The sequence below is a fragment of the Streptomyces sp. CLCI03 genome, from assembly GCF_053615355.1.
Genome location: NZ_CM132132.1, coordinates 3,706,623 through 3,724,969, shown reverse-complemented (window position 1 = coordinate 3,724,969; position 18,347 = coordinate 3,706,623). Strand labels below are relative to the sequence as shown.

Sequence of the window (18,347 nt, the reverse complement as noted above, 5' to 3'; positions counted from 1 at the left end):
TTCCACCTTTCGGACGAGCCGGCGTCTTTTCGAACGACCGCCTCATGGAACAGGCACATCCGGGGTCAGGACAAATCTGAAGAAGTCCTGAAAACCGTTACGCTCGGCGCCATGAGCTGGCTCCGGGCACTGAAGGGCACCGCCCGCTCGGGTCTGACGGTCGAGCGGGCCCGCCTCGAACCCCTCGCCGCCCTGCGGGCCGCCGCCGGCCTCGCGATCGTCATCGCCGCCGGACTCGCCCTCCTCGGTCCCGGATCGGCGGCCAGTGCCGCCCTCGGCGCCTTCATGGCCGCCATCGCCACCTTCCAGCGGAGCTGGCGCCCGCGCCCCGCGCTCGCCCTCGCCTCCGGTCTGACCCTGGCCGTCTCCACCTTCGTCGGCTACCTCGTCGGCGCCTCGCACACCGGGCTGTTCCTCGCCCTCCTCGCCGTCTGGACCTTCGGGGCGGGCCTGCTGTGGGCGGCCGGCCCCACCGCCGGGACCATCGCCTCCGGCAACGTCGCGGTCATGCTGGTCACGGTCACCCTGCCCACCTCCGCGGCGCAGGCGGCCGGACACGCCGTGATCATCGCCGCCGGTGGGGCGGTCCAGGCCCTGCTGATCGTGCTCTTCCCCGTCCGCCGCTGGGGCGCCCAGCGCGACGCCCTCGCCGACGCGCTCGCCGCCGAGGGCGACTACGCCCGCCGGCTGCGCCAGGACCCCGTCTCGCCCTTCGACCCCGAGCCCCTGATGCGGGCACGGGCCGCCGCCACCGTCACCTCGCGCCAGGCCCGGCGGCGCCCCGCCGAGCTGCACGGGGCGCGGGGGCTCGCGGAGCGCATCCGGCCGGTGCTGGCCTCGCTCGCCGATCCGGCCGTGGGAGCCCCGGCCGAGGGCCCGGGCCGGGACCGGGTGCGCGAGCTGTTGGCCGCCGCCGGGGAGGTCCTGGACGCCGCCGCGCGCGCGATCCGCCGCGGGGAACCCGTGCGGCTCCCCGGACCGTCGCTCGCCGTCCTGAGGTCCCCCGACACGGCGGATCTCCTCACCGGCGCGCCGCTTCGGGCCGCGCGCCGGCTCGCCGCCCTGCTGGACGACGTACTGGAGACGGCCGAGCCGGGATCCGGGCGCACCGCCGACGCCGCCGAGTCGATGCTGCGGCCCGGTCTGCTCGCCCTCGTGCCGTCGGTCCTGGCCGCCGTACGGGCCGAACTGCGCCCCGGATCGCCGATCCTGCGGCACGCCCTGCGGGTCACCGCCGTGACCAGCGCGGGCTACGTCATCGGCCAGGCGCTGCCCCTGGGGCACGGCTACTGGGCCCCGATGGCCTCCGTGATGATCATGCGGCCGGACTTCGGGCAGACCTACGCGCGCGCCGTCGCCCGCTTCGCCGGCACCCTCGGCGGGGTCGCGGTCGCCACCGGCATCGTCCAGCTCGCCCAGCCCGGCATGTACCTGTCCGGGTTCCTCGCCGTGGTCAGCGCCTGGCTCATGTACACCCTGCTGCGCACCGGGTACGCCGTCGCCCAGCTCTTCGTCTCCGCCTACGTGGTCTTCCTGCTCGGCATGGGCGGCGTCCGCTGGGACCAGACCGTGCCCGACCGGGTCACCCTCACGCTGGTCGGCGGACTGCTCGCCATGATCGGCTACGCCCTCTACCCGGCCTGGGAGACCCCGCGGCTGCGGTCCCGGCTCGCCGACTGGCTCGCCGCCGGCGGACGGTACGCGGCCGCGGTGCTGGAGCAGTACGGCGACCCGGCCGGGGCCCGGCGCGCCGACGTGCGCGAGGCCCTGTTGGCGGCCCGCGACGCCCGGATCGCCTGGCAGGAGGCGCTGGACCGGGCCGCCGGGGAGCCGGTGCGCCACCGCGGGCTGTCCCGGGCGGCCGCCGACGGGGCGGGGGACGCCCTGGCCGCGCTCGGCCGGTGCTCCATGCTGCTGGAGGCCCACCTCCCGGACCGCGGGCACGCCCCGGAGCCCCGCGCCGCCGCCCTGGCCGAGGCGCTGCGCGGCGACACCGAGGCGGGCGCGAAGGCGGTACGGGAGCGGCGCGCGCCGCGGTGGGAGGGGGTTCGGGCGGTGCTGGCGGAGTGGGGCGCACCGGAGCGGACGGTGCTGCGCGGGGCGGCCGCGCAGCTCCTGGAGGCGCTGGACGAGGTGTCCGAGGCCCTTACTCCTGAGTAGGGACCTGTCTGTGATCAACGGACCACCCCGCGTGCACGTGCATCTGCCCATGCAGCAGCTCATGAACACAGCTATGATCCGGAGGAGTTGACATCTGCACTATCGGGGGCTTCCTGTGGACCACGCGTACAACGGGATGGCAGCTGCAGAACTCGCTACCTTGTTTGAGCTGACGTGGCAGAAGAGCAGACACAGCAACTCGCAGGGTTCCTGCGTGGAGTTCGCACGGCTGCCGGGAGGCGATGTCGCCATGCGCAATTCGCGTTTTCCCGACGGACCGGCGCTCGTCTACACACCGGCCGAGATAGAGGCCCTGCTGCTGGGCGTCAAGGACGGCGAGTTCGATCACCTGATCAGCTGACGGAACAGCGCATCCATCAGGCCATGCACGTGCACCGGCCGGGATCGATCGCAACGATCGATCCCGGCCGGTCGTCGTGCCGGTCGTCCTGATCCGCACCCCTGATCGACGGTGCTCGACGGCGCGCTGCGGCCGTCGGCGGCCGGCGGCGGCTCAGTCCTGGAGCAGGAAGAGCGCCCAGACCACCTTGCCGGTGAGTCGTCCCGCGAGCGGGTGCCAGCCCCAGCTGTCGCTGTACGAGTCCACCAGGAACAGCCCGCGCCCGGACTCCAGGTCGAAGTTCTCCTCGGTCCGCTCCGGCGAGAAGGCCCCACCGGGCCGGTCCTCGCTGGGGTCCCGCACCGCGCACACCAGGCGCGTGCTCCACCGCATCAGGTGCAGCCGGACCGGCGGCTCCGGCTCGGCGTCCGCACCCCGCGCGTCCTCGGGCAGGGCATGGCGCAGCGCGTTGGTGACGAGTTCGGAGACGACCAGGGCCACATCGTCGAAACGGTCGTCGAGGCCCCACTGGGACAGGGTCGAACGACAGAAGGAACGGGCGCCGCGTACCGCGTCGTAGCGGGCGGGCAGGGCGCAGGAGGCGGACCCGGAGACAGCCGTGGGGTCGACCGGGGGCAGCCCCTGCCGTAACGGCTCGAGCATGGTCGATCCATTCGTCCCCATGCGAGGCACTCCCGGGATTCGCGGGCGGAGCGGTCATCTCCGTCCAGAAAGAACTGCGGGGTGGGTCCGGCGCCGGCGCGAACAGCACGCAGGTGCGCGGGGACCATCGTTCCGAATGCTCGGGCCGGATGCAAGGGCAGATGCACGTGCACGCGCCGGACCTGTCCCCTCCCGTGACGGTTCTGACTCATTTCTTCCTACGCATACTTACGGACTTCTTTTCCCGGAGACGGGATTCCGTTACAGAACGAGTACGGGCCGATGCGTTTTGGTGGCAGACTGCGGCCCCTGGGGTACGGGGGCCCTGAGACGCTCGCGCACACCACGCGCACGCCAATGCGATGGGGAGGGCAGTACTAGTGACCGCAGAAGCAAGCGGTTCTGTGGTGCGCCGCATCCTCCTGGGCTCCCAGCTCAGGCGACTCCGAGAATCCCGCGGCATCACCCGTGAGGCGGCCGGCTACTCGATCCGCGCATCCGAATCGAAGATCAGCCGCTTGGAGTTGGGAAGGGTGAGCTTCAAGGCCAGAGACGTCGAGGACCTCCTCACGCTCTACGGAGTCACGGACAGCACGGAGCGCGAGTCGCTGCTCGGACTGGTCCGCGAGGCCAACGCGACCGGCTGGTGGCACAGTTACGGCGACGTGCTGCCCGGATGGTTCCAGACGTACATCGGTCTGGAGGGCGCCGCCTCGCTCATCAGGATCTACGAGGTCCAGTTCGTCCACGGACTGCTGCAGACCGAGGCCTACGCCCACGCCGTCGTCAGCCGCGGCATGCCCGGCGCCACCGGCGCCGAGATCGACCGCCGCGTCGCCCTGCGCCTGGAACGCCAGAAGGTCCTCGTCTCCGAGAACGCCCCCATCTTCCACGCCGTCCTCGACGAGGCCGCGCTCCGCCGCCCGTACGGCGACCGCGAGGTCATGCGCGGTCAGCTGGAGCACCTCATCGAGGTCTCGCAGCGACCCAACGTGCAGCTCCAGGTGATGCCCTTCTCCTTCGGCGGCCACGCGGGCGAGAGCGGAGCCTTCACCCTGCTGCGCTTCCCCGAGTCCGACCTCCAGGACATCGTCTATCTGGAACAGCTCACCAGCGCCCTCTACCTGGACAAGGGCGAGGAAGTGGGGCAGTACGAGCGGGCGATGGAACGACTCCAGGCGGACTGCCCCGATGCCGAGCGGACCCGGGATCTTCTCCGCGGCCTGCTCCAACTGTCTTGATCCGCACGTAGTATGACGTCTGATCAGTGCATGATGACCGATCGGTCTCCGGTGCAGCGCACGGGTGCGCGCTCGCAGTAAGGGATGGCATGTCCATATTCAGCGACCTGGCTCACCAGTACATCGACGGCGAATGGCTGGCCGGTACCGGTTCGTGGGACATCATCGACGTCAACCCCTACAACGGGGAGAAGCTCGCGGCCATCACGGTGGCCACCGTCGAGCAGGTGGACCAGGCCTACCGCGGCGCCGAACGCGCCCAGCGTGAGTGGGCCGCCACCAGCCCTTACATCAGACGCGCCGTCCTGGAGCGCGCCCTGCGGATCACCGAGGAGCGCGAGAAGGAAATCGTCGAGGCGATGATCGACGAGCTCGGCGGGACGCGTCCCAAGGCCGAGTACGAGGTCCACCTCGCGATGGAGTTCATCCGCGAGTCCCTCCAGCTCGCCGTCCGGCCCGAGGGACGGATCCTGCCCTCGCCGGTCGAGGGCAAGGAGAACCGGGTCCAGCGGCTCCCCGTGGGTGTCGTCACGGTGATCAGCCCCTTCAACTTCCCCTTCCTGGTGACCCTGAAGTCGGTCGCCCCGGCCCTGGCGCTGGGCAACGCGGTCGTCATCAAGCCCAACCAGAACGCCCCCGTCGTGGGCGGCGGCGTGATCGCCAAGATCTTCGAGGACGCCGGACTGCCGGCCGGCCTGCTGAACGTCCTGGTCACCGACATCGCCGAGATAGGCGACGCGCTCCTGACCCACCCCGTCCCCAAGGTCATCTCGTTCGCGGGGTCGGATCGGGTCGGCCGACACGTCGGAGCCGTCGCCGCCCGCCACTTCAAGCGGACCGTCCTGGAACTGAGCGGCAACAGCGCGCTCGTCGTGCTCGACGACGCCGACCTCGACTACGCGGTGGACGCGGCCGTCTTCAGCCGCTTCGTCTACCAGGGCCAGGTCTGCATGGCCGCCAACCGGATCCTCGTCGACGCCTCCGTCGCAGAGGAGTTCACGGAGAAGTTCGTCGCGCGCGTGCGCGGCCTGCGGACGGGCGACCCGCGCGAGGCCGACACCCACATCGGCCCCCTGATCAACTCCTTCCAGGCCGACGCACTGACCGCGCTCGTGGACCAGGCCGTGGAATCCGGCGCGCAGGCGCTCGTACGGGGGTCTACGCGCGGCAACCTGGTCGAACCCACGGTGCTCGCAGGAATCCCCGAGGACTCCCCGCTGCTGAGCCAGGAGATCTTCGGCCCGGTGGCCCTGCTGGTGGTCTTCGACGGCGAGGACGAGGCCGTACGGCTGACCAACGCGACCCCTTACGGGCTGAGCGGCGCCGTGCACACCCGGGACGTGGAGCGGGGCGTCCGCTTCGCCCAGCGGATCGAGACGGGCATGATCCACGTCAACGACTCCACGATCGGGGACGAGCCGCTGGCCGCGTTCGGCGGCGAGAAGGCCTCGGGCCTGGGCCGGTTGAACGGCGAAGCCACGGTCGAGGCGTTCACCACCCAGAAGTGGATCTCCGTCCAGCACGGGCGGACGACCTTCCCGTTCTAGAGCTCACAGTTCGCCCCCCAGGGGGTCTCGTGCGGGCCTCCCCGACCCGACCCGGCCCGAAGGACACCCCCTAGACTCGGCCGGGCGTACGCAGCCGCCCGGGGGAGAACGAGTTGAGCAACATACCGGAGACCGGCCGGACCCCTCGGGTCCAGAACCGGCTCGTCGTCATCCAGATCGTCGTCTTCTCGCTGCTGCTCACCCTGGGCGGACGCCTGTGGTACCTCCAGATACGCAATGGCTCGGAGTACACGGACGAGGCGAAGAACAACCACGTCCAGCAGGTGGTCCAGCCCGCCGTGCGCGGTTCGATCCTGGACTCGCGCGGGGTCCCGCTCGCCGACAACGCCACCCACCTCGTGGTCTCCGCCAGCCGCACCGAACTGCTGACCATGAAGGACAAGGGTCGGTCCGTGCTGACCCGGCTCGCCGGGGTCCTGGGCGTGGACCCCCAGGAGGTCATCGACAAGGTCCGGCTCTGCGACGCCAAGACCAAGCAGCCCTGCTGGAACGGCTCCCCCTACCAGCCGATCCCGGTCAGCAACGAGGCCACCACCGAGCAGGCCCTGCAGATCCGCGAGCACCCCGAGGACTTCCCGGGCATCACGGCCGAGGCGACCGCCCTGCGCCGGTACGCGGCCCCGGACGAGGCCAACACCTCCCAGGTGCTGGGCTACCTCTCCCCGGTCACCGACGAGGAGATCGCCAAGGCGAAGAAGTCGGACTCGCCGTACCTGCGTTCCGACCAGGTCGGCCGCTCCGGTCTGGAGCGCACGTACGACAAGGAGCTGCGCGGCAAGGCGGGCATCACCCGCTACGAGGTGGACAACCTCGGCCGGGTCATCGGCCAGGGCGAGACCGACCCGGCGAAGCCCGGATCGAACATCGTGACCTCCATCGACTCCCGCGTGCAGGCCGTCGCCGAGCGCGAGCTGAACAACGCGATGATCGAGGCCCGCAAGGTCAACGACAAGAACACCGGCAGGAACTACGAGGCCGACTCGGGCGCCGTCGTGGTGATGGAGACCAAGACCGGCCGGGTCGTGGCGATGGCCTCGAACCCGACCTACGACCCCAACGCCTGGGTGGGTGGCATCTCCGCCAAGGACTACGCCGGTCTCACCGACAAGAAGTCGAACTACCCGCTGCTGAACCGGGCCATCCAGGGCCAGGCGGCGCCCGGCTCCATCTTCAAGGTGGTCACCTCGACGGCCGCGGTCAACGCCGGGTACCCGTTCAACAACCGCTACCCGTGCCCCAGCTCGTACTCGGTCGGCAGTCAGACCTTCACGAACTTCGAGTCCCAGGGCCACGGCGACATCACCATCGGCCGGGCGCTGGAGGTCTCCTGCGACACCGTCTACTACGCCCTCGCGGACCAGGAGTGGAAGAAGGACGGCGGCATCAAGCCGAAGAAGGACCCGAAGGACTGGTTCCTCAAGACCGCCCACGAGTTCGGGCTGGGCAAGCGCACCGGTATCGACCTGCCGAACGAGGTCCCCGGCCGGGTTCCCGACCGCAAGTGGAAGCAGGACTTCTTCGACGCGAACAAGGACGCCTGGTGCCGCGACGGCAAGAAGAACGGCAGCTTCGCCGAGAAGATCGCCTACGAGAACTGCCGCCAGGGCAACCAGCTGCGCGAGGGTGACGCGATCAACTACTCGATCGGGCAGGGCGACACGCTCGTCACCCCGATCCAGATGGCCTCCGTGTACTCGGCCATCGCCAACGGCGGCACGCTCCACCAGCCCAGCATCGGCAAGGCGATCGTCAGCGCCGACGGGAAGTCGGTCCAGGAGATCGCACCGAAGGAGACGGGCAAGCTGCCGATGGACGCGAAGACCCGCGACAACATCGACGAGGCCCTCGCGGGCGTGGCCACCGACGGCAGCGCGGCCTGGCGCTTCGGCGGTTGGCCGCAGAAGCAGATCCCGATGCACGCCAAGACCGGCACGGCCGAGGTCCAGGGCAAGCAGACGACCTCGTGGTTCGCCTCGTACACCGAGGACTACGCGATCGTGATGACGATCTCCCAGGGTGGTACCGGCTCGGGTGCCTCGGGTCCGGCCGTCCGCAACATCTACGAGGCGATGTACGGCCTCGACCCGACGGGCAAGCAGGACCTCTCCAAGGCCCTGCTCCCCCAGCCCGCCACCGCGCTGCCGGCGATCCGCCCCGACGGCGAGATCGAAGGCAACTGAACGGCCATCGAGGACAGGATCTGACCTCGATGCTCCGTAGCGTGGGTCGTGTCGGGGGGAAGAAGCCCCCCGACACGGCATCTCACGCACAAGGCGGTCGATCATGGCTCAGATCTCCCCCGAAGTCCTCGGCGACGAGCGCGGCACTCTCCTCGCCTTCGTCGAAGCCCAGCGCACGGCGATCCGTGAATCCCTCCTCGGGCTCAGCGAGGAGCAGGCCGCGAGCCGCCCCAGCGTCAGCGAACTCACCCTGTCCGGTCTGATCAAGCACGTGGCCGAGGTCGAGCTGAACTGGCTGCGGCTGGCCCAGCAGGCGCCGAACGAGCGGCAGCGCACCGAGGAGACCTGGGGCGAGGCCTTCCGCCTGGTCGAGGGCGAGTCGATCCCGTCGGTGCTCGCCTTCTGGGACGAGGTCGCGGAGCAGACGGCGGCCTTCGTCGCCGCCCTCCCGAACCTGGACGAGACCTTCCCGTTGCCGCCGGCGCCCTGGTTCCCCAAGGACGCCAAGGTCTCGATGCGCTGGATGCTCCTGCACCTGGTGGAGGAGTTCGCCCGGCACGCGGGCCACGCGGACATCGTCCGCGAATCCCTCGACGGCACCAAGGCGATGGGCTAGAGGGCGGGGGCATAGCCTGGCCCCATGTCAGCGATCCGGCTTCTTGTCCTCGGTGCGGTCCGCCAGCACGGGCGGGCCCACGGGTACCAGGTACGCAACGACCTGGAGTACTGGGGCGCCCACGAGTGGTCGAACACGAAGCCCGGATCGATCTACCACGCGCTCAAGCAGATGGCCAAGCAAGGCGTCCTGCACGCCCACGAGGTGGCGCCGAGCGCGGCGGGCGGGCCCCCGCGTACCGAGTACGAGGTGACGGACGCGGGCCGCGAGGAGTACTTCCGGCTGCTGCGCGAGGCCCTCGCGGCGTACGACCAGAAGACGGACGTGCTGTCCGCGGCGATCGGCTTCATGGTCGACCTGCCGCGGGCGGAGGTGCTCGCGCTGCTCCGGGAGCGGATGGCGAAGCTGGCGCTGTGGCGGTCGTCGGTGACGGACCACTACACGCCGGAGGGTGGCCCGGAGGTGCTGGGCCACATCGGCGAGATCATGCAGATGTGGGTCCACTCCGCGGATGCCGAGGCGGAGTGGACGCGCGGGCTGGTCGCCCGGATCGAGGGGGGCGCGTACTCCTTCGCGGGTGAGGGCGGGGCTCCGTTCGTGGGGGTCCTCGCGGACGGCCAGGAGAATCCGTACGCCGCGCACCAGGATGTGTAATCAAGTTTGACTAGCCTGAGAGTGGGCATTACCTTGGGCGCGCCCAACTACTCAAATTTGATTACTGGAGGAGCGGTTTTGGCGATCTTCGTCGAAGGTGTCCACAAGCGGTACGGCGAGAAGCCCGCGCTGGCGGGGCTCGACCTGGAGGTGAAGCCCGGCACGGTGCACGCCGTCCTCGGCCCCAACGGAGCCGGAAAGACCACGGCGGTGCGCGTCATGAGCACCCTGCTGCGGCACGACGAGGGCGTGGTCCGGGTCGCCGGCCACGACGTACGCACCCAGGCTCCGGCCGTCCGCGCCCGGATCGGGCTGCTCGGCCAGCACGCGGCGCTCGACGAGGACCTGGCCGGACGGCAGAACCTGGAGATGTTCGCCCGCCTCCACCACCTCGGCGCACGACGGGCCGGGCTGCGGGCCGACGAACTGCTGGACCGCTTCGGCCTCGCGGACACCGGTCGCAAGCCGGTGAAGCGGTACAGCGGCGGCATGCGGCGCCGGCTCGACCTCGCCGCGTCCCTGATCACCGACCCCGAGGTGCTCTTCCTGGACGAGCCGACCACCGGGCTCGACCCGCGCGGCCGCACCGAGGTGTGGAGCGCGGTGCGCTCCCTGGTGGGCGGCGGCACCACCGTCCTGCTGACCACGCAGTACCTGGAGGAGGCCGACCGGCTCGCGGACCGCATCACGCTGATCGACGCGGGCCGGGTGGCCGCCGAGGGCACGGCCGACGAGCTGAAGGCCCTGGTCGGGGCGGACCGGATCGTCGTCGTCCTGCGGGACGCGGCGCGGCTGGCGGAGGCGGTGCGCCTGCTGCCGGACCCGACCGTGGACCCGGACTCCCTGACCCTGAGCTTCCCGGTGCGGGACCGGATGGCGGGCCTGACCCTGACCCTGCGCGCGCTGGAGGGGGCCGGCATCGAGGCGCTCGACCTCGCGGTCCGCCGCCCCACGCTCGACGAGGTCTTCCTGCACCTGACCGACCGCACGGACGCCACGGAGGTGGCCGCATGAGTACGGCATGGGTGGTCTCGGACTCCTGGACGATGACCCGGCGCGAGCTCGCGCACTGGGCCCGCAGGCCGGTCCAGATGGTCGTCGGACTGGTCTTCCCGGTGATGATGCTGCTGATGTTCGGCTTCCTCATCGGCGGCGGACGCGGGATCGACGGCGAGTACGTGGAGTTCCTGGTGCCCGGGATGCTCGCGCTGACCATGGCCTTCGGCCTGGAGGCGACGATGACGGCCGTCACCCAGGACCTCGGCAAAGGGGTGATCGACCGGTTCCGCGCCATGCCGATGTCCTCGGCGGCGGTCCTGGTCGGCCGCAGCGCGGCGGACATGCTGCAGTCGGCGGTGGGTCTGGTCGTCCTCGCGGGCGTCGGAGTGGTGCTGGGCTGGCGCCCGCACGGCTCGCCCACGGCCACCCTGGCGGCCTTCGCCCTGCTCCTGCTGCTGCGCTTCGCGATGCTGTGGATCGGCATCTTCCTCGGGATGGTCGCGGGCCGCCCGGAGCTGGTGCAGGCGGTGCAGATCCTGGTGTGGCCGGTGGGCTTCCTCTCCAACGCCTTCGCCACACCGGCGGCGATGCCGGGCCTGCTCGGGACGGTGGTGGAATGGAATCCGCTCTCGGCGACGGCCACGGCCGTCCGCGACCTGTTCGACAACCCGGCCGCGGCCGCGCCGTCGTGGGCCGCCGATCACGCGGCGCTGCTCGCGGTGGCCTGGCCGGTCCTGCTGCTGGCGATCTTCTTCCCGTTGGCGGTGGGCAGGTTCCGGGGCATGGGCAAGTAGCTCGCGCAGCGGACTTGCACCTCACGCCACGTGAGGACCCACAGTGAGGGGCGTACCCAACCAGAGGGCGGAAGAGATGAGCTACTCCGTGGGCCAGGTCGCCGGATTCGCCGGAGTGACGGTGCGCACCCTGCACCACTACGACGAGATCGGACTGCTGTCCCCGAGGGGCCGCAGCCATGCCGGGCACCGGCGGTACGACGACGGTGACCTGGACCGGCTGCAGCGGATCCGGTTCTACCGGGAGCTCGGCTTCCCCCTCGACGAGGTCGCGGTCCTGCTGGACGACCCGGACACGGATCCGCAGGAGCATCTGCGCCGGCAGCATGCCCTGCTGACCGACCGGATCGCCCGGCTCCAGCAGATGGCCAAGGCCGTCGAGCACGCCATGGAGGCGAAGAAGATGGGCATCAACCTCACGCCGGAGGAGAAGTTCGAGGTCTTCGGGGACGAGGACCCGGAGCAGTACGCACAGGAGGTCGAGGAGCGCTGGGGCGATACCGAGGCGTACGCCGAGTCGCAGCGCCGGGCGGCCTCGTACACGAAGGACGACTGGCAGCGGATCCAGGACGAGGCCGCCGACTGGGGCCGCCGCTACGTGGCGGCCATGGAGGCGGGGGAACCGGCGGACGGTGAACGCGCGATGGACCTGGCCGAGGAGCACCGCCTGCACATCCACAAGTGGTTCTACGACTGCCCGTACGAGATGCACACGTGCCTCGGCGAGATGTACGTGGCGGACGAGCGGTTCACCGCGTTCTACGACGCGATGAAGCCGGGTCTCGCCGAGCACCTGCGCGACGCGATCCTCGCGAACGGAGTCCGCAAGGTTTAAGCGGAATGTCACGCATGCGACCCCCTCCGGTCCCTGGAACCGGGCGGGGGTCGTGTGCGTTGATAATTGAAACCGCTCCTTCCGCCTTACGCCCCCCGATTCCAGGAGAGCCCGGAACCCGTGTATACGCTTGCGCTCGGCCCAGAGTGGCTGTCCCCGGACTACCTGATCTCGCACTTCGGTCTGATCGGCATCCTGGTCATCGTCTTCGCCGAATCGGGACTCTTCGCCTTCCTTCCCGGCGACTCCCTGCTCTTCACGGCGGGTCTGCTGGTCGCGGACGGGCAGTACATCAAGCAGCCGCTGTGGCTGGTCTGCACCCTGATCGTGGCCGCCGCGATCATCGGCGACCAGGTCGGATACATGATCGGCAAGTTCTTCGGGCCGAAGCTCTTCAACCGCCCCAAGTCCAAGCTCTTCAAGCGGGAGAATCTGGACAAGGCGCACGAGTTCATGGACAAGCACGGCCCCAAGGCCATCGTGCTCGCCCGCTTCGTGCCGATCATCCGCACCTTCGCCCCGATGGTCGCGGGCGCCGGCACGATGAAATACCGCACCTTCCTGACCTACAACATCATCGGCGGCATCGGCTGGGGTGCGGGCGTCACGATCGCCGGCTACTGGCTCGGACAGATCGAGTTCATCAAGACGAACGTCGAGCCGATCCTGGTGGGCATCGTCCTGATCTCGGTCATCCCGGTGGTCTTCGAGGTCCTGAAGGCCCGCAAGGAGAGCAAGGCGAACGCCGGCGCGGGCGCCGAGGACGTGGCCGACGGCTCCGCCCCGCAGGCGCCGGGCACGCGCGGCCGCCACGCCAAGCGCTGAGGCCCGCCCGAAGCACCCCGCACGCCCGTACCGCCCCGGAGGCCCATCTGAGGCCCCGGGGCGTACGTGTGCCCGGACGAGGCCCCGTACGGGCACACGTACGGGCACACGTACGGGCGGCGGCGCCGCCGCTCAGAAGCCGCGGGTCCGCTTCGCCGCGCGGCGCTTGGCGGCGCTCGTGGCCCCCGGGATGCGCATGAACAGCCGCGAGGCCTCCGACCCGAGGTTGACCCCGATCGCGATGGCCAGCGCGATGGCCGCGGCGTTCACCAGCGAGCCCAGGCCCTCGTTCAGCCGGTTCTCGGCGATCAGCAGCAGGCCGTAGTACACCGCCGAGCCGGGCAGCAGCGGGCCGATGGCGGCCGTCACGTACGGCAGGGCGGAGGCGAAGCGGTAGCGGGAGAAGAGCTGCCCGAAGAGGCCCACCAGCCCGGCCGCGATGGCCGTGGACGGGACGGGCGGAATGCCTCCCGCGTAGTGCAGGGCCCCGAAGGTGACCCAGGCGACCGCGCCGTTCAGCGTCACGATCAGGACGGTGGAGCGTTCCTGCTGGAGCAGGATCGCGAAGGTGAACACCAGCACCATCGAGGCGGCGATCTGGATCAGCGGCCGCTGCTGGATCTGCAGGACCTCCTCCGGTCGCGGCGAGGCGTCGAACTGCAGGCCCACGTAGAGCACCACCAGGACGCCCATGATGATGCCGATGAAGAGGTACATGACCTCCAGCAGTCGGGCCGACGCGGTGATGTAGTAGCCGGTCAGGCCGTCCTGCACGGCCGCGACCACGGCCCGTCCCGGCAGCAGCGCGAACAGCCCACCGGTGATCACGGCGGAGGCCTTGACGTCGATGCCCGTCATGTTGAGCGCGACCCCGAGGGCGGCCGGCGGCATCGCGGCGACCACGAACTGGTAGAACTCGGGAAGCCCGCGCCCGGCGCACAGCCAGGCCAGGCGGTCGCCGAGGACCGCGCCGATCGCGGCGGCGAAGAAGACGAGGACCCCGCCGCCGACGAGCGTGGAGGCGGCGCCGGCGAGCAGTCCGGCGGAGCAGGTGAGCATCCAGCCGGGGTAGGGGTGCCGGTTGCGGCGGATCTCGGCGAGGCGGCGGTAGGCCTCCTCCAGCGTCACGTCGATCTCGTGGGCGCTGATGTCGTCCACGAGCCGGAACACGGCCGCGAGCCGGTTGTAGTCGGTGCCGCGGCGGCGCACGGTCCGGCTGGCCGAGACCGGGTCGCCCACCAGCGAGGGGTGGTGGGTGATCGACAGCATGGTGAAGGTGACGGTCGGCTCGCAGCGGTCCAGCCCGTACGAGCGGGCCACCGCGAACATCGCGGCCTCGACGTCCTCGGCGCCCTCACCACCCGCGAGCAGCAGCTCGCCGATGCGCAGGGTCAGGTCGAGCACGCGGCCCACGGCCGGTCCGGTCTCGCTGTGGCGCTGCACGAGCTCCGGTACGGGCCGCACGTCGACCGGCATGCGCAGCATCGTGCGCATGCGGTCCTGCCAGGGGGATTCCTTCATCCGCGCGACGGGGAAGCCCTGGCCGGGGGTGTAGGCGGGCGGGGACTGCGCGGCCCGATAGGTGGCCGGGGCGGCGAAGGCCGATCCCTCGGGCTCGGGCTCCACCGGATCGGCGCCCGCCGGACGGGCGAATTCCGAGGTGGGCTGGTCCTCCTCGAAGACGTCCGGCTCCATGCCGGGCGGCGGCGTGAAGGCGCTGTGCGCCTCGTCGGACTGGGGCTTCCTGTCCTCTGCCCCGTCGGCCTCCGCCACGCGTCCTCCAGTTCGTGATCACCCGGGGTATCAGTATGCGGAATCGTTTCCTCCCGCCGCACACCCAGCGCGCACCCGCCGTACCGCCGGCGCGCACCCGCTCCACACCCACCGCATACCCGCGGCCGCCCTCCGCACCGGCCCGGGAACACGACAGCGGGCGGCATCCCGTAGGGATACCGCCCGCCATGTCACGAGGGGCGCGGGGGAGAACCCCGGCCCGTCACCGCGGAGCGCGAGCTCAGTGGTGGCCGCCCTGCGCCTCCAGGCGCTTGTACGAGGCCTCGATCTCGGCCTCGGCCTCGGTGCGGCCGACCCAGTTCGCGCCCTCGACGGACTTGCCCGGCTCCAGGTCCTTGTAGACCTCGAAGAAGTGCTGGATCTCCAGGCGGTCGAACTCGGAGACGTGGTGGATGTCGCGCAGGTGCTCGACACGCGGGTCCGAGGCCGGCACGCACAGCAGCTTGTCGTCGCCGCCCGCCTCGTCCGTCATGCGGAACATGCCGATGGCGCGGCACTTGATCAGGCAGCCCGGGAAGGTCGGCTCGTCAAGGATGACCAGCGCGTCCAGCGGGTCGCCGTCCTCGCCGAGGGTGTTCTCGACGAAGCCGTAGTCGGCCGGGTAGCTGGTCGAGGTGAAGAGGCGACGGTCCAGACGGATCCGGCCGGTCTCGTGGTCCACCTCGTACTTGTTCCGCGAACCCTTGGGGATCTCGATGGTGACGTCGAACTCCACGTCCTGCTCCTCCATGATCAGCTGCATTGCTTCGGGACTGCGTCGATCGATCCGCGTGCGCGTCCGTCCCAGCCCTGCCGGGTGGGGTGCCATGCTCGCGGCAAGACGCAGTGGTTAAGTGTCCCTCACGCATATGTGTGATCGCGAAAGGGGCTGGTCCGAGGTGCCATTGGTCAAGACCTGGCAGCTCATCGCAGGGTCGGCCGTCGCCGGCCTCGCCCTGTCGGTGGCAGCGGTGACCGCGGCCGGTCCTTGGGACTCCGGCCAGCGTAAGGCCGAGCGGGACAGAGCCGCCTCCTGGGGCCGCACGGGTGGCGCAGATCACGATGGAGGGCCCGGTTCCGGAGCCCTGCCCGAAGCCGCCCCGAGCGCCCCCGGGGTGCTCGGCGCGATCGGCCCCGGCGTCCCGCGCGCGCAGGACGCCCCCGCCGAGCCCGCCTCCGCCGCGGGCCTGGGCGCCGCGCTGAAGCCGCTGCTCGCCGATCCCGCGCTCGGCACCGTCCGCACGGCGTCCGTCGTCGACACCGCCACCGGACAGGTCCTCTACGAGTCCGGGGCCCGGGACGCGATGACCCCCGCCTCCACCGTCAAGATCGTCACCGCCGCGGCCGTGCTGGCCGCCCTCGGACCCGAGCACCGGATCAGGACCACCGTCACGCCCGGCGCCACCCCCGGACAGATCGTCCTGGTCGGTGGCGGCGACCCCTCGCTCACCGCGAAGAAGAAGAGCCCCGCCGGATCCGGCGGCAGCCTCGTCGCCCTCGCCGGTGACACCGCGCAGGCGCTCAAGGCCGCCGGCACCGACACCGTGACCCTCGGATACGACGACAGCCTCTACACCGGCCCCGTCCGCCACCCGATCGGCGGCAACCCCAACATCGCTCCGGTGACCGCCCTGACGGCCGACGAGGGCCGCCCCGACGACTCCACCTCCGGCCCCGTGGACCGCGCCGAGGACCCCTCCCGCGACGCCGCCCGGGCCTTCCGCACCCTGCTGGCCGACCGCGGCATCAAGGTCACCGGCGAACCGGCGAAGGCCAAGGCCGCCGCCGGCGTCCAGCCGCTCGCCGTCACCCTCTCCACCCCGATCGCCGGGCTCGTCGAGCGGATGCTGACCAACAGCGACAACGACATCGCCGAGGCCCTCGCCCGGCAGACCGCCCTCGCCTCCGGCCGACCCGCGAGCTTCGAGGGCGCCGAGAAGGCCGTCACCGACCGGATCACCGCCCTCGGCATCGACACCGCCGGCTCCCGCTTCGCCGACGGCAGCGGCCTGGGCCGCGCCGACAAGGTCAGCGCCGGCCTGCTGACCGGGCTCCTCACCAAGGCCGCCGACCCCCGCAGCCCCGAACTGCGCCCGGTCCTCACCGGCCTGCCCGTCGCCGGCTTCACCGGAACCCTGAAGGCCCGCAACTCCGGCGGTTCCCCGGCAGCCGGCCTGCTCCGCGCCAAGACCGGCACCCTGACCGGGGTGAACTCCCTCTCCGGCACGGTCGTCGACTCCTCGGGCCGACTCCTCGCCTTCGCCTTCCTCACGGCGAACAGCCCCGGCGCCGAGGGCGCGGAGAAGGCCCTCGACAAGTTGGCCGCGGCCGTGGCGACCGCCTCGTAGGGGGTCCGTAGGAGGGCCGGTCCACGTACGGTTGACGCATGACGAGCATCGGTGGTGCGGAGATGGTCGACTGGAACCTCGCGGTGGCGACCGCGACCCGACTGGTACGACCCGGCCCGGAGGTCACCCGGGACGAGGCGCGGGCCGTCGTCGCCGAGCTGCGGCGGCACGCCAGGACCTCGGAACGGCACGTGCGCGAGTTCACCCGGATGATCCCCGAGGGGTCGGCCGTCCCCGACACGCCCGTCCTGGTCGTCGACCGGGCCGGCTGGGTCAAGGCCAACGTCGCCGGATTCCGCGAGCTGCTCCAGCCGCTCCTCGGCAAGATGCAGGACCGCCGCGCGGGAGCCGCCGGCGGAGCCGTCCTCGGCGCGGTCGGCGGCAAGGTCACCGGCGTCGAGCTGGGGATGCTGCTGAGCTTCCTGGCCTCCCGGGTCCTGGGCCAGTACGAGACCTTCGCGCCGGTCACCGGGGACCTGCCCGGCGCCGGCGGGGGCCGGCTGCTGCTCGTCGCGCCCAACATCGTGCACGTCGAGCGCGAGCTGGAGGTGCACCCCCACGACTTCCGGCTCTGGGTCTGCCTGCACGAGGAGACGCACCGTACACAGTTCACGGCCGTCCCGTGGCTGCGCGAGCACCTCGAAGGCGAAATCCAGACGTTCCTCGGGGCCACCGAGGTCGACCCGTCCACCGTCCTGGAACGCATCCGCGAGGCCGCCCAGTCCTTCGCGGGCGCCCGCCCCGACGCCGAGCACGGTGACGAGGGACGCTCCCTCGTGGAGCTCGTCCAGACCCCGGAGCAGCGGGAGATCCTGGGGCGACTGACCGCCGTCATGTCCCTGCTGGAGGGCCACGCCGACTTCGTGATGGACGGGGTCGGTCCGCAGGTGGTGCCCTCCGTCGCCGAGATCCGGGAGAAGTTCCAGCAGCGCCGGGCCAGCGGCGCCGGCCGTCTCGACGCCGCGCTGCGCAAACTGCTGGGCCTCGACGCCAAGCTGCGCCAGTACCGCGACGGCGAGCGCTTCGTCCGCGCCGTCGTCGGCCAGGTCGGCATGGACGGCTTCAACCGGGTGTGGACCTCCCCGAACACACTGCCGACCAAGGCCGAGATCGCCAGCCCCGCCGACTGGGTCGCACGCGTGCACCGCAAGGGGAGCGAACCGAGCGAAGCGGAGTGACACAAGGGGCGTAAACATGTCTCACTGGGGGAAGCAGCGTCACCCGTCCGAGGGACCGTGGGCCGTGGAAGGGCGTGCGATGCTCGGGGAACGGCTCGGTTCTGTCACCATCGACGCACTCTGAGTGACATCCTCCCGTTCCGCGGGGGCAGCCGGGCAGCAGCACCTCAGCA

At 71.0% G+C, this 18,347-nt stretch carries 16 protein-coding genes; 13 read left to right on the top strand and 3 right to left on the bottom strand.

Annotated elements, in window-relative coordinates:
• Positions 1 to 111: 111 nt before the first annotated feature.
• Positions 112 to 2,160 (top strand): FUSC family protein, encoded by a 2,049-nt coding sequence (locus ACWG52_RS17090; protein WP_389803576.1) that lies wholly within the window; start codon positions 112 to 114, stop codon positions 2,158 to 2,160.
• A gap of 115 nt (positions 2,161 to 2,275) precedes the next feature.
• Positions 2,276 to 2,521 (top strand): DUF397 domain-containing protein, encoded by a 246-nt coding sequence (locus tag ACWG52_RS17085; protein WP_030726905.1) that lies wholly within the window; start codon positions 2,276 to 2,278, stop codon positions 2,519 to 2,521.
• A 153-nt stretch (positions 2,522 to 2,674) separates the two neighbouring features.
• On the opposite strand, the gene ACWG52_RS17080 is transcribed toward ACWG52_RS17085, so the two are convergent.
• Entirely contained in the window at positions 2,675 to 3,184 is a 510-nt protein-coding gene (locus ACWG52_RS17080) for an ATP-binding protein (protein WP_078851551.1), read from the bottom strand.
• A 341-nt stretch (positions 3,185 to 3,525) separates the two neighbouring features.
• On the opposite strand from ACWG52_RS17080, the gene ACWG52_RS17075 reads away from it, so the two are divergent.
• The 9 genes from ACWG52_RS17075 (at position 3,526) to ACWG52_RS17035 (ending at position 12,875) form a co-directional block, all read left to right on the top strand.
• Positions 3,526 to 4,404 carry a helix-turn-helix domain-containing protein gene (locus ACWG52_RS17075; protein ID WP_051763140.1) on the top strand — a complete coding sequence of 293 codons (879 nt, stop codon included), beginning with the start codon at positions 3,526 to 3,528 and terminating at the stop codon, positions 4,402 to 4,404.
• An 89-nt stretch (positions 4,405 to 4,493) separates the two neighbouring features.
• On the top strand, positions 4,494 to 5,951 hold the full coding sequence (locus tag ACWG52_RS17070) for an aldehyde dehydrogenase family protein (RefSeq protein WP_033219249.1): 1,458 nt from the start codon (positions 4,494 to 4,496) through the stop codon (positions 5,949 to 5,951).
• Between the two features lie 113 nt (positions 5,952 to 6,064).
• The gene (gene mrdA / locus ACWG52_RS17065) at positions 6,065 to 8,152 is read left to right on the top strand and encodes a penicillin-binding protein 2 (RefSeq protein ID WP_389803570.1); all 2,088 of its coding nucleotides are present in this window, start codon (positions 6,065 to 6,067) and stop codon (positions 8,150 to 8,152) included.
• Positions 8,153 to 8,255: 103 nt separating this feature from the next.
• Entirely contained in the window at positions 8,256 to 8,768 is a 513-nt protein-coding gene (locus ACWG52_RS17060) for a DinB family protein (protein WP_389803567.1), read from the top strand.
• A gap of 24 nt (positions 8,769 to 8,792) precedes the next feature.
• Positions 8,793 to 9,422: a PadR family transcriptional regulator gene (locus ACWG52_RS17055; protein ID WP_389803564.1), complete on the top strand. Its 630-nt coding sequence runs from the start codon at positions 8,793 to 8,795 to the stop codon at positions 9,420 to 9,422.
• A 78-nt stretch (positions 9,423 to 9,500) separates the two neighbouring features.
• On the top strand, positions 9,501 to 10,436 hold the full coding sequence (locus ACWG52_RS17050; RefSeq protein ID WP_390166471.1) for an ATP-binding cassette domain-containing protein: 936 nt from the start codon (positions 9,501 to 9,503) through the stop codon (positions 10,434 to 10,436).
• Positions 10,433 to 11,215, top strand: a complete 783-nt coding sequence (locus ACWG52_RS17045; protein WP_453128942.1) for an ABC transporter permease — start codon at positions 10,433 to 10,435, stop codon at positions 11,213 to 11,215. The genes ACWG52_RS17050 and ACWG52_RS17045 overlap by 4 nt, the downstream gene beginning before the upstream one ends.
• A gap of 76 nt (positions 11,216 to 11,291) precedes the next feature.
• Positions 11,292 to 12,050 (top strand): MerR family transcriptional regulator, encoded by a 759-nt coding sequence (locus ACWG52_RS17040; RefSeq protein WP_389803555.1) that lies wholly within the window; start codon positions 11,292 to 11,294, stop codon positions 12,048 to 12,050.
• Between the two features lie 120 nt (positions 12,051 to 12,170).
• The gene (locus ACWG52_RS17035) at positions 12,171 to 12,875 is read left to right on the top strand and encodes a VTT domain-containing protein (protein WP_389803552.1); all 705 of its coding nucleotides are present in this window, start codon (positions 12,171 to 12,173) and stop codon (positions 12,873 to 12,875) included.
• A gap of 132 nt (positions 12,876 to 13,007) precedes the next feature.
• Here ACWG52_RS17035 and ACWG52_RS17030 read toward each other — a convergent pair whose 3' ends face one another.
• Positions 13,008 to 14,648, bottom strand: coding sequence for a threonine/serine exporter family protein (locus tag ACWG52_RS17030; protein ID WP_389803549.1), 1,641 nt, complete (start codon positions 14,646 to 14,648; stop codon positions 13,008 to 13,010).
• Positions 14,649 to 14,889: 241 nt separating this feature from the next.
• Positions 14,890 to 15,384, bottom strand: a complete 495-nt coding sequence (locus tag ACWG52_RS17025; protein WP_008742522.1) for an inorganic diphosphatase — start codon at positions 15,382 to 15,384, stop codon at positions 14,890 to 14,892.
• 133 nt (positions 15,385 to 15,517) lie between these two features.
• On the opposite strand from ACWG52_RS17025, the gene dacB reads away from it, so the two are divergent.
• Positions 15,518 to 16,996: a D-alanyl-D-alanine carboxypeptidase/D-alanyl-D-alanine endopeptidase gene (dacB, locus tag ACWG52_RS17020; protein WP_389803546.1), complete on the top strand. Its 1,479-nt coding sequence runs from the start codon at positions 15,518 to 15,520 to the stop codon at positions 16,994 to 16,996.
• A 38-nt stretch (positions 16,997 to 17,034) separates the two neighbouring features.
• Entirely contained in the window at positions 17,035 to 18,174 is a 1,140-nt protein-coding gene (locus ACWG52_RS17015) for a zinc-dependent metalloprotease (RefSeq protein ID WP_389803543.1), read from the top strand.
• The last annotated feature ends 173 nt before the right edge of the window (positions 18,175 to 18,347 follow it).